Origin of the sequence: Micromonospora sp. WMMC273 (assembly GCF_027460285.1) — a bacterium.
Lineage (GTDB): Bacteria > Actinomycetota > Actinomycetes > Mycobacteriales > Micromonosporaceae > Micromonospora > Micromonospora aurantiaca.
Genome location: NZ_JAPZBE010000001.1, coordinates 3,712,565 through 3,723,511 on the forward strand (window position 1 = coordinate 3,712,565; position 10,947 = coordinate 3,723,511).

At 72.4% G+C, this 10,947-nt stretch carries 8 protein-coding genes; 2 read left to right on the forward strand and 6 right to left on the reverse strand.

Annotated features, from left to right (window positions below; translation table 11 throughout):
- Positions 1-7: 7 nt before the first annotated feature.
- The 6 genes from eccCa to O7611_RS17290 all read right to left on the reverse strand — a co-directional run bounded on the left by eccCa (position 8) and on the right by O7611_RS17290 (position 9,396).
- Positions 8-3,967 (reverse strand): type VII secretion protein EccCa, encoded by a 3,960-nt coding sequence (gene eccCa / locus O7611_RS17265; RefSeq protein ID WP_370585013.1) that lies wholly within the window; start codon positions 3,965-3,967, stop codon positions 8-10.
- Positions 3,964-4,362, reverse strand: coding sequence for a hypothetical protein (locus O7611_RS17270; protein WP_194802787.1), 399 nt, complete (start codon positions 4,360-4,362; stop codon positions 3,964-3,966). Before O7611_RS17270 ends, eccCa begins: the two co-directional genes overlap by 4 nt.
- 2 nt (positions 4,363-4,364) lie before the next feature.
- A complete protein-coding gene (locus tag O7611_RS17275; protein WP_269697219.1) occupies positions 4,365-7,724 on the reverse strand; it encodes a hypothetical protein in 3,360 nt (1,119 codons plus the stop codon).
- A gap of 42 nt (positions 7,725-7,766) precedes the next feature.
- Positions 7,767-8,603 (reverse strand): hypothetical protein, encoded by an 837-nt coding sequence (locus O7611_RS17280; RefSeq protein WP_194802785.1) that lies wholly within the window; start codon positions 8,601-8,603, stop codon positions 7,767-7,769.
- A 132-nt stretch (positions 8,604-8,735) separates the two neighbouring features.
- Positions 8,736-9,038, reverse strand: coding sequence for a WXG100 family type VII secretion target (locus tag O7611_RS17285; protein ID WP_194802784.1), 303 nt, complete (start codon positions 9,036-9,038; stop codon positions 8,736-8,738).
- 37 nt (positions 9,039-9,075) lie between these two features.
- Entirely contained in the window at positions 9,076-9,396 is a 321-nt protein-coding gene (locus O7611_RS17290) for a WXG100 family type VII secretion target (protein WP_091416604.1), read from the reverse strand.
- Between the two features lie 252 nt (positions 9,397-9,648).
- Between O7611_RS17290 and O7611_RS17295 the strand changes: the two genes are divergently transcribed.
- Together O7611_RS17295 and O7611_RS17300 are read left to right on the forward strand one after the other, a co-directional pair.
- Positions 9,649-10,059, forward strand: a complete 411-nt coding sequence (locus tag O7611_RS17295; RefSeq protein ID WP_091416601.1) for a YbaB/EbfC family nucleoid-associated protein — start codon at positions 9,649-9,651, stop codon at positions 10,057-10,059.
- Entirely contained in the window at positions 10,056-10,940 is an 885-nt protein-coding gene (locus tag O7611_RS17300; RefSeq protein WP_194802783.1) for a WXG100 family type VII secretion target, read from the forward strand. The genes O7611_RS17295 and O7611_RS17300 overlap by 4 nt, the downstream gene beginning before the upstream one ends.
- Positions 10,941-10,947 lie beyond the last annotated feature (7 nt).

Genomic DNA, 10,947 nt, shown 5'->3' on the forward strand with positions numbered 1-10,947 from the left:
GCCTCTCTCATCGGGCCGTGTCCGACACGAAACCGGTCTGCATCAGGCGTACGCCGCGCCGGGTGACGAGCTGGGCGCGTCCGGGCGGCAGTTGGCGGGGCTTCGCCTCGCCGAGGAACTTGCCCTCCTCCTTGGGGTAGGAGAAGAGCGTCGCGGGCGTGCCCAGCTCCCACATCCGCCGGATCACCGGGTCCATCATGGCCCGCATCGCGCCGGAGGTGCTGCGCGCGACGATCACGTGCAGGCCGATGTAGGCGCCCTGGGCCAGCAACGGCAGAAGCGGGTCGAGCGTCGAGCCCATCCCGGTGCTCTTGGTCATCAGGTCGTAGTCGTCGACGATGACGAACAGCTCCGGCCCCTCCCACCAGTCGCGTCTGCGCATCCGCTCGGACGAGACGTCCGCACCGGGCATCCGCCGGTTCATCGAGACCGACGCCTGGCCGGCCAGCTCGTGCATCTTGTCGCCGGTGAACGCGAAGCCCACCTGGTACGCGGCGCCGATCGCGGTGTCCAGGTCGCGGCGCGAGTCGCCGAGCACGACCTTCGCCCGCTCCGGCGGGTAGTGCTGCTGGATGGACCGCAGGACGAGCCGGAGCATGTTGGTCTTGCCGGTCTCGCTGTCGCCGAGGACCAGCATGTGCGGGGTGGTCATGAAGTCGTGCCAGACCGGGGCGAGACGCTGCTCGTCCTGGCCGATGACGAACTTGAAGTCGGACTCGGGCGGCGGCAGTGTCTCGACCATCAGGTGCGCCGGGAGCATCCGTACCGGCGGGGCGGCCGGGCCGGGCCAGAACGTGCCGATCTCCTCGACCACCGACTTGGTCGCCTCGGCCAGGTCGCCCACCTCGGAGCTGCCGTCCATCCGGGGCAGCGCGGCCAGGAAGTGCAGCGCGCCGCCGGTGAGGCCGCGGCCGACCTGGTTGGGCACGGTGGCCGCCTTGCGGGAGCCGTGCTCGGACTCCATCGCGTCGCCGAGCCGCAGCTCCAGCTTCGTGCCCAGCAGGTCCCGCATCCAGGTACGCAGCTCCGACCAGCGGGTCGCGGTGACGATCACGTGCACGCCGAAGGACAGGCCACGCGAGGCGAGTTCCTGGAACTTCTGCTCCAGCTCCTGGAAGTCCTGCTTCATCGTGTACCAGCCGTCGATGACCAGGAAGACGTGCCCGAAGCCGTCCTCGATCACCCCCTCGGCGACCTTGGCCAGGTAGGTGGACATGGAGTCGAGGCCGTGCCGCGCGAACTCGGCCTCGCGTCGCTCCATGACCTGGAGGACCTCCTCGACCGTCCGGACGACGCGGTCGCGTTCCATCCGGGTGGCGATCGAGCCGACGTGCGGCAGGCCGGCGATCGAGGCGAGCCCGCCGCCGCCGAAGTCGAGGCCGTAGAACTGCACCTCACGCGGCGTGTTCGCCAGCGACAGCGCCAGGATCAGGCTGCGCAGCAGCGTCGACTTGCCGCTCTGCGGGGCGCCGGCGATGCCGACGTGGCCGTCCGCTCCGTTCAGGTCGACCACCAGCAGCTCGCGCAACTGCTCGGCGGGCCGGTCCACCACACCCACCGGAACCCGCAGCCCACCCTGGACGGCCGGGTCGTCGATGGTCATGCCGCGTACCGGGTCGGGCAGCACGCTCGGCATGAGCGAGTCCAGACTGGGCGCGCTGGACAGCGGCGGCAGCCAGACCTGGCGGGCCGGCGGGCCCGAGCCGGCGAGCCGGTCCAGCAGCACCTCGACCAGGCTCGGCCCGTTCGCGTCGGCGGCGGGCTCCTCGACCTGCTCGGCCACGCGATCCGGCCCGGGGTCGTGGCGCACCGCCACCTGCCGGGTGGTGAACGGCACCACGTCCGCGGTGGGCTCGTCCCCGGCGTCCGCGACGCCGCCGCGGCGTCCACTTCCGGTGTACGCGCCGGAGACGTACGCCGCCTTGAAGCGCACCAGGTTCGTGGTGTCCACCTTCAGGTAGCCGTTTCCCGGCTCGGGCGGCAGCTCGTACGCCGCGCCCACGCCGATCACCGACCGCGACTCCATCGAGGAGAACGTGCGCAGCGCCAGCCGGTACGACAGGTGCCCCTCGACCCGGTTGATCCGCCCCTCGTCCAGCCGCTGGGAGGCGAGCAGCAGGTGCACGCCGAGCGACCGGCCGAGCCGGCCGATGGACACGAACAGGTCCATGAACTCGCTCTTGCTGGACAGCAGCTCGCTGAACTCGTCCACGATGATCAGCAGCACCGGGAACGGCACGAGCTGGGCGCCGTTGCCGCGCGCCTTCTCGTAGTCGAACAGCGAGGCGTAGCCGCTGGCCCGCAGCATCTCCTGCCGCCGGGTCATCTCGCCGTTGAGCGCGTCCTGCATCCGGTCGACGAGCGGCAGCTCGTCGGCCAGGTTGGTGATCACCGCCGAGGTGTGCGGCAGCTTGTCCATGCCGAGGAAGGTGGCGCCGCCCTTGAAGTCGACGAGCACCAGGTTGAGGATCTCCGAGCTGTGCGTCGCGGCCAGGCCGCAGACGAGGGTACGCAGCAGCTCCGACTTGCCCGAGCCGGTGGCGCCGATGAGCAGGCCGTGCGGTCCCATGCCGCCCTGCGCGGACTCCTTCAGGTCCAGCTCGATGACCTCACCCTCCTCGGTGACGCCGATCGGCACCATGAGGCGGTTGCGCTGCGGCGTCCGGGTCCGCCACAGCGCCGGAACGTCGAAGGTCATCGCGTCGCGGATGCCGAGCAGCGTGGTCAGCTCGAAGCTGGTGTCCAGCGGCTCGTCGGAGACCTCCAGCGTGCCGCTGGTCCGCTTCGGCGCGATGATCCGGGCCAGCGCCTCGCACCGGGTCCGGTCCAGGCCGTCCCGCTTGGCCGAGCCGGTCGTGGCGCCGGCCGGGAACTCCACGACGTCGTCGGTGACGGTCAGCCGCAGCACCTTGGGACCGCCGGGCATCGCGCCGGTCAGGTCGAGCAGCACCACGTTGCGGATGCCCGCGCCGAGCAGGCGGGAGCTGTCCGGCAGGTCCACCAGGTGCGCGACGATCACCAGGAACGGCTCGGTGGTGGTCGACTTGACGGCCCGGTCGTGGTCGCCCCGGTCGGTGATCTCCGGGCCGAGCATGTCCATCAGCGCGTCGTGGCTGCCGGCGAACATCCGGACCGGGCCCGCCGCGTCGTACGCGGTGGGATGGGCGTTGTGCGGCAGCCACTTGACCCACTCCCACGGACCCCGGTGCACCTCGGCGGCGAGCACCGCGATCCGCAGCTCGTCCGGGGCGTGGAAGGTGGCGAGCTGCGCCACCACGGCGCGGGCCAGGTCGATCGCCGGGTCGATCGCCCCCTCGAACTCGACGCTGGTGAAGCTCGGCAGGCCGACGGAGGTGGGGATGCCGGACACCGTCCGGTACGCCTCGGAGAACCGGCGCAGCGAGATCGACGACAGCGGTTCGAGGTCCTCGATCGGCTTGGTCGACGGCGGGTTGAACTTCAGCATCGCGGTCTGCCGGCCGAGACCGATCCGGACCCGGCCGAAGTCGTCGTGGCTGGGCCGGCGCTCCCACAGCCGGCTGCCCATCGCGATCGACCACAGCCAGCCCGGCTGCGGGTTGTTCCACAGCACGTGCCGGCGCTGCTGGTCGGCGGCCTCGCGGGCCTGCTTGCGCAGCTGCCCGATGTAGCGCAGGAAGTCACGCCGCTCGCCGCGCATCTTGCGTTTGCGCTCGGCGGCCGCCCGGCCGATCTGCATGACGCCCATGAGCAGCATGCCGCCGGCCATCGCGCCGCCCATCACGTACATGATCGGGGTGCGGTTGTAGAGGCCGAACATGGCGAGCATCGCGCCCATGCCGAGGCCCATCGGCACGACCATCGCGAACGAGCGGAAGTCGAGCGGGGCCTCCTCCGCCATCAGCGGCGGCTCCTGGAGCTCGATGGAACCTTCCGGCGCCTCCGGGCCCGGCGCGCGGGGCGGTCGCTTGACGGTGACCGTACTCATCCGAGTGTCCCCGCGTCCGCGCCGTCGCCGCCCCAGACGGTGCGCTCCTGGCGCAGCAGCTTCACCGCGTAGCGGTCGTTGCGGTAGCGCTCGGCCACCTTGACGTCGTCGTCCTCCTCGGCCTGGCGCTTCTTCTCCTTCTTCGCCCGCTCCTCCTCGTCCCTGCGGCGTCGCTCCTGCTCGGCCCAGAACGCCTCGGCGCGGGCGGCGGCAGCCTTCTCCTCGTCGGCGAGCGACGCCGTGAACTCGGCGTCGCTGACGCCGGGCTCACCGCACCGCCGCATCTTCTCCAGGTCGGCGCTGAAGAAGTCGATTGTGCCGTCGGACGGCCGGGGCGCCTTCGCGGGCGCCACGCGCCGCCAGACGGCGCGCGGGGGCTGCGGTGTCTCCGACATGGTCACCCTTCCCTGCCGTCGTCAGCTGACGGTCCGGTCAGCCAGTCCGCGTCGCTGAGGTCGTCCCAGCCCGCCGTGTCGTCCGGGTCGTCGTCCGGGCGGACCAGCGGCACGTGGTCGTCGGCCGCCGGCCGGGCGTGGTCACCGCCCCAGACGGCGTCGTCCTCGCGCAGCCCGGCGGGCTCCCGGCCGGCGCCGGGTTCGCTGTCGTCGTCGCGGTCGGAGGGACGCCGGACCGTGCCGGCCCGGGCCGGGTCGCCGGGGTCCGCGCCGACCGTCGCGCGGCCGGACGTCTGCGGTCCGGGACCGGCGAGTCCGGCCACGGCGGCGGCGGCCAGCCCGAGGGCGCCGGGGACCGCGACCGCCACCTCACCGTCGGCCACGGCAGCGGCCACGCCGGTCTTCCGGTGCGTCCCCTCCGGACTGCCGCCTCCCGGCGACGCCGTCTGGTTCGCCTGCGCGGGCGGGTTCCCCTGCCCGGGCGGGTTCGGCTGCGCCGGCGGATTCGACTGTGCCGGCTGGTTCGGCGCGGCTGCCTGGGCGGGTGGGTTCGCCACCGGGCCGGGTTGGGCGGGCAGGCCCGGCTGGCCGGGCACGCCCGGCTGGCCCACGATCACCGGAGCCGCCACGACACCGCCGACCACCGGCTCCGCCGGAGCCGACACGACGGCCGGAGGCGACGCGACGGCTGGAGGCGGCGCAACAACCGTGGGCGGTGCGCCGGCCGCGGGCGGCTCGGCCCGCGGCGGCGGTTCCACCGCTGGGGACAGGTCGACCACGGTCGGCACCTCCACCGCCGTCGGCGGTGCGATCACCTCGGGTACGGGCGCAGCCGGCGACGTACCGCCGATGCCGGGCACGGGCGCTGCCGGAACCTCCGGCGCGGCCGGTTCCTCGGCGGCGGCCTCCGGCCCGCCCGGATCCGGGCCGGCGGGCGGACCGTCCGGGCCCGGTTGCGAGCCCGGCACGCCGGCGACCGGCGCGGAGCCGTCGAGTCCCGCGCCACCGGCCGCCGTGCCGCCACCCGTCTCCGGCGCGCCGTCCCCCGGTCCGGCCGGGGTCCAGTCGGCCCCGTCCGGCCGGATCAGGCCGGACGCGTCGGGCGCGGTCCGGGGTGCGGTGCCAGCGGGCGCGTTGCTGCCCGGCGGGCCGGCCATCGACGGCACCACACCGGCCGTCGGCGGCGTCGCACTGGTCCTCGGCGGCACGGGAGGCGCGGAGTGGGCCGGCTCCCCCAGCCCGGCGCCGCCGGTGTCCACCCCCGTCGGCGCGTGCGGTGTGCCGGTGTCGGGGGTCGACGGGCGCCAGTCGTCGAGGTCGGCCTGGATCAGCCCGGAGGCGTCGGGCGCGTCCGGGACACCGCCGCCGGACGTGCCGGCGCCCGGCGCACCCGGCGCTCCGGGCATCATCGGCATGGCGGGGCCGGCCGGCGAGTCGACGCCCGGAACCACGGGCGGGGCGGTGGGGATCTGCGGGCCGTCGACGCCGAGCCCGTCACCACCGGCCGGCGCACCGCCCGACCCGTCCGGTACACCCGCGTCCACGCCCACCGGTCCCCAGGCCTCCGGATCGCCGCTGACGAGTCCCCGGGCGTCGGGCGACTCGGCCCCGCCGGGATTGTTCGCGCCGCCCGCGGGCCCCGGCATGCCGGGCATGGGCGGCATGCCCGCACCGAGCCCGGCGCCGCCGGACGAGGCGCCGGCCGGCGCGCCGGGGACCTGCACGCCGTCGAACCCGGGTGACCGCCAGTCCGCCTCGTCGCCCTCCACCAGGCCCTTGGCGTCAGGGGCCTCGGGGACACCGGATCCGCCGCCGGCACCGGCACCGGGAGCGCCCGCGCCGGGCATGCCCGGCATCATCGGCGACTGGAAGCCGCCGCCACCGGGCACGGCGCCGCCGGGGGCAGCCGGGATGTCCACACCGTCGACGGCGCCGGGGACGAAGTCGTCGCTGTTGCCGAGCAGCCCGTTCGCGTCCGGCTTCTCCGGCAGGCTCGGGCTACCACCTGCGCCGGGGCCGGCGCCGCCGGGTGAGCCGAAGCCGGGGACGCCCGGCGCGGTGAAGCCGCCGCCCGGTCTGCCGATGCCTGCGCCCGTGCCCGCCCCGGGCTTCGGGCCGCCCACGTCACCCGGTCCGGAGAACGACGGCGGCCTGACCGAACCGGCGCCGCCCGCGCCGCCGCCCAGGTTGGCCGAGCCGGGCGGCTTGATGCCCGGCGGAACCACACCGGGGACGAACCCGCCCGGCAGGCCGCCACCACCCGGTAGGCCGCCACCGCCCGGGAAACCGGCTCCCCCCGGCCCGTTGATGCCCGGGGCGTCGAAGCCGGGCAGCCCGCTGCCGCCGCCGCCGGGCGTGGGGCCACCGATCTCACCGGGACCCGAGAACGTCGGCGGGGTGATTCCTCCCGGCCCCTGGCCGGGACCCGGGCCACCGATGCCGGCCAGGTTCGGCGGGGTGATCGTGGGCACCGTGATGTTCGGCGGCGCGCTGACGGCCGGCGTGGTGATGCCGCCGATGTGCGGCGTGGTGAAGCCCGGCGGGGTGAGCCCCGGCGGGGTCGTGAACGTCGGCGTCGTGAAGGTCGGCGACGGGATCGGCGGGCCCGTCGGCACGTTGATGCTGGGCGTGGGCATGCTGACCGTGGACGTCGCCGCCTTGTCGGTGGTCATCCGGTACTTCTCGGCGACCGTGTGGACGACATCGGCCATCTGCAGGGCCATCGGCTTCTCGTACTCGGTGCCGCTGATCGGCACCGGGCCGTCGCCGCTGCCGACGCCGTTCTGGGAGGCGATCGTCGCCCAGGCGCCGTCCAGGTAGGCGATCGTCTGCTGGGCCCAGGAGAGGTGGTTGGCGGCGTCGTAGAGCTGCGACGGAAGCGACGTGACGTTCGTCGACGAGTTGATGTCGTTGGACACCGTGGTGGAGTCCGGAACCGCGCCGCCGGCCAGGTGCTCGGCCTGCTTGCCGAGCAGGTCGGCGTAGTAGTTCATCTTGTCGCGGAACCCGTTGGCCGCCGGCCCCTTCCACGCCTTGTCGTCGCCGACCATCGAGGTGACAGCGGTACGGATGGTCTGTTCGAGCCAGATCAGCAGGTCCTGGGTCGCCTGGAAGGCCTGCGCGGTCTCGACGACGGACCGGACGCTCACCAGCGTTTCGGCGTGGTCCCGCCCGCTCTCGGTGGTCAGCGCGGCGCCACCGTTCACCGCGGCCTCGAGCTTCCGCCAGCCCCGGGTCTCCTTCGCCCAGGTCTGGTAGTCGTACAGGTCGCTGACGGGGACCGCCTTCGGTGGGAAGGTGGCCGCCTCCTCCGCGGGGTCGTTCCACCCGTCGAGCTTGCTGTCACCGAGACCGTTGCCCATGCCCTGTCCCTCTTCGCGAGCGGCGAGACCTGTTCGCCCGCGTCAGTTTCCGTCGGTCTTGACGACCTTCTGGCCGTAGGTCTTCAGGTTGTCCAGGCCATTGAAGGAGTCACCCATGATCTCGCTGAGCTTGTCGGTGGTGAGCGCGTTGAGCTCTTCGAGGTTCTCGTACTCCGCGGCCATCTTCAGCAGGGCGGTCTGCACCGCGAGCAGGGCGGTGTTCATGTTGACGAGCATGTCCTTCATGTCGCCCTTGACGCCGCCGTCGTGGGCCGTCGCCCCGACGATCGCCTGCCGCAGCACCTCGGCCCGGGCGAAGGCACCGGGCCGCGGGTCGATCGCGCTCAGCTTGTCGGCCGTGGTGAGCAGGATGTTCCCGGCGCCGGTGATGCGGCCCAGCACGTCCTCCGCGAACCACTTCAGCGCGGCGGTGTTGACCGCCACGCCACTGGTCGAGGCGGTGTCACCCTTGAACGTCGGGTTGATCGCCGGTGGTTCGAAGCCCGAGCCGGTCGAGATCTTGTCGTCGATCCAGTCGGACTGGTCGGTGAACGCGGGCGGCTTCACGTTCGACGGGTCGGTGATGTTGTCCTTGTACGTCTTGACGAGGTTCTTCCAGCCGTCGGTGTCGAGGATGTTCTTGTCGTACCAGTCGCGGGCCTCGATCCACTCCGGATGCTCCGCGCGGACCTCGTCCTTCCACTTCTCGAAGTTCACCCCGGTGCGGCTGTTCTGGTGCTTGTTGTAGAAGGCCATCCAGGAGTCGTACGCCGCCTGCACGGTGCCGTCCGGCTTCTTGAGGACGTCGTCACCCATGCCGTAGGCGTCCATCGCGCTGATGGCTTTGTCGTTGGGATATCCCCAGTCAATGGTGGCCAAGGAACTCACTCCACTCGAATGTCGACGGCGGAACGAAGGCGCAGACCCCAGCGGCCCGGGTCGTCAAGCTCACCGGGCCGGGGACGGACAACGTGGTAGGCCGCCACGCGTCCGCGGCGGCCGTCGAGCGGATCAGCCGCCGCGGACGTCGTTCCAGATCATGGCGTGACGCTGCTCGGTGGTGCCGTAGTTGTCCGAGATCTGCAGCAGAGTCTGGCGGGCCTGCTCGAGGTAGGCGACCATCGAGTCGGCCGCCTGGTTCCAGGCCAGCTTCGAGACCTTGTACTGCTCCTGGGCGGCACCGGTCCACTGGGCGAGGCTGGCCTCGACCGTTTGCTCCATCCCCTCCAGCGACGACTGGATCTGGCCGTTGATGCGGTTCATGTCGGTCAGCACGGCGTCTGCCTGCACGAAATCGAAGGTGTAGTTGGACATGTCGGTCCTCTCGGGAGATCGGGGGTCGGGGTGCGGCTCAGATGCCCGGCAGGGCCGCACCGAAGGAGTTGGCCACGCTCGACGCCTCGTCCTCTGCCGTCTGGTAGCCCTTGGTGGTGACACCCATGACCTCGAGCATGTTGAGCAGCTCGTTGATCACCCGCTGGAAGGCGTTCTCCCAGTTGTCCATGGCCTGGTTGAATCCCTGCGACGCCTGGCCGGTCCAGGAGGAGATCAGGATGGCCATCTGGCCGTTGACCGCGCGCAGCTGGCCGGTGAATTCGGTGGCCTTGTCGGAGAACTCCTGGGCAGCCCGCTGCATACCCTCTTCGGTGGTGCTGACGATCGGCATCGTCACGGTCGGACTCCTCGTGTCAGGGAAAGGTGGCAGGGAAGAGTGTTGATCCGCGGCCGTGCCCCGCGGCAACCCGGTCGCGCCACCATGTCCGAACGTCACCCAACATTGCACGGCAGCGCCCCCGGAACGGGCGGCGCCGGCCGACAGCCCGGGAAGAGTGGTTGCACTTTCATGCACTGATCCCCGGCCGGAGTTCCGGCTCGACCGCGGCGGCGTCTTCACTGGACCGCGACGTCGAGGGAGTGGTCCGTCGTGAACTACAGCGAGCGCATCGAAGGCCTGTTCCAGGAGTACGAGCGGCAGCGCAACAGCCTCGCCGAGATGCAGGCCCGGATGAGCGCCCTCTCGGCCACCGCGACGTCACCGCGGCGGGAGGTGAGCGTGACCGTCGGCCAGAACGGCGTGCTGACCGACATCCAGTTCCCCTCCGGCGCCCACAAGCGGCTCACCACCGCCGACCTGACCCGGCTCATCCTGGAGACCTACGCCGACGCCAAGGAACAGGTCATGAACCAGGCGGCCGAGGTGCTGGCGCCGGTGCTGCCGGACGGCCTCGATGCCCACAAGCTGGTCCGGGGCCAGGCCGGGGCCGACGCGTTCCTGCCCAAGGAACCCCGCATGGTGACGAGCGTGCGGGAACTCCTGACCCGGGGGCCCGAATGATCAGCAACAATCCCGGCGGACGGCTGTGGGTCGACCCGGACGGCGTGGAAGGGCTCGGCAAGGCGTACGAGTCGCACGTGCAGCTCTACGAGTCCTACCTCGCCCAGTTGACCGCCCTGCGCGCCCGGTACGCCAACGCCTGGGGCGACGACGACATGGGCGAGCAGTTCTCGACCAAGTTCCTGGAGGGCCTGGACAACCTCGAAGCGATCATCGGCGGCGTCAAGGGCACCCTGCGCTACACCGCCCAGGGCCTCACGGAGAGCGGCCGGGCGTACCGGGAGGCCGACGAGGCCGCCCTGGACGTCAGCCGGAAGATGGCGAAGGACTTCGACGACCTGGACCGCCCCCCGTACACGACGCGGGCGGCGGTCACGAACCCGGCGCTGGAGCCCGCCGCGGAGGGTGAGCCGCGCCGGCAACATCTGCTGTCCCGCCGCCTGGCGGTCGGCGAGCCGGTCGGCGAGCGGGCCCGGCTCCTTCCGCAGCAGCAGGGCACCCCGATGCTGCCGCTGGAGCCCGCCGAGGCGCCGACCCCGCTCACCGCCGCCCACCCGGCGATCTCGTCCTACTTCACGGCTCCGGAGTACGCGACCGCGCACGTCGGCGGCCGGCCGCTGCCCGAGGAGTACCGGCTGATCGCGCTCAACCCGTTCGAGGACGGCACCACCCGGGTGGACGCGAACCTGTACGACTCGATCACCCCGCTTACCGGCACCCCCGTCACCACGCCCGACGGCACGACGATCGATCCCGGACAGGGCCGGTTCTTCGTGGTCAAGGAGAACCCGGCCGTGGACCCCACCGCGCCCGGCTACCAGCCGTTGTACCTGAGCTACGCGCCCGACGGCACGCCCACCCCGATCATCCCCGGCGCCTGAGCGCCAC

Bases quoted from the DNA above. Each gene is read 5' to 3' on its own strand.
- O7611_RS17275 (WP_269697219.1), bottom strand. From the start codon at position 7,724: ATGGGCAACGGTCTCGGTGACAGCAAGCTCGACGGGTGGAACGACCCC.
- eccCa (WP_370585013.1), bottom strand. From the start codon at position 3,967: ATGAGTACGGTCACCGTCAAGCGACCGCCCCGCGCGCCGGGCCCGGAG.
- O7611_RS17270 (WP_194802787.1), bottom strand. From the start codon at position 4,362: ATGTCGGAGACACCGCAGCCCCCGCGCGCCGTCTGGCGGCGCGTGGCG.
- O7611_RS17300 (WP_194802783.1), top strand. From the start codon at position 10,056: ATGATCAGCAACAATCCCGGCGGACGGCTGTGGGTCGACCCGGACGGC.
- O7611_RS17285 (WP_194802784.1), bottom strand. From the start codon at position 9,038: ATGTCCAACTACACCTTCGATTTCGTGCAGGCAGACGCCGTGCTGACC.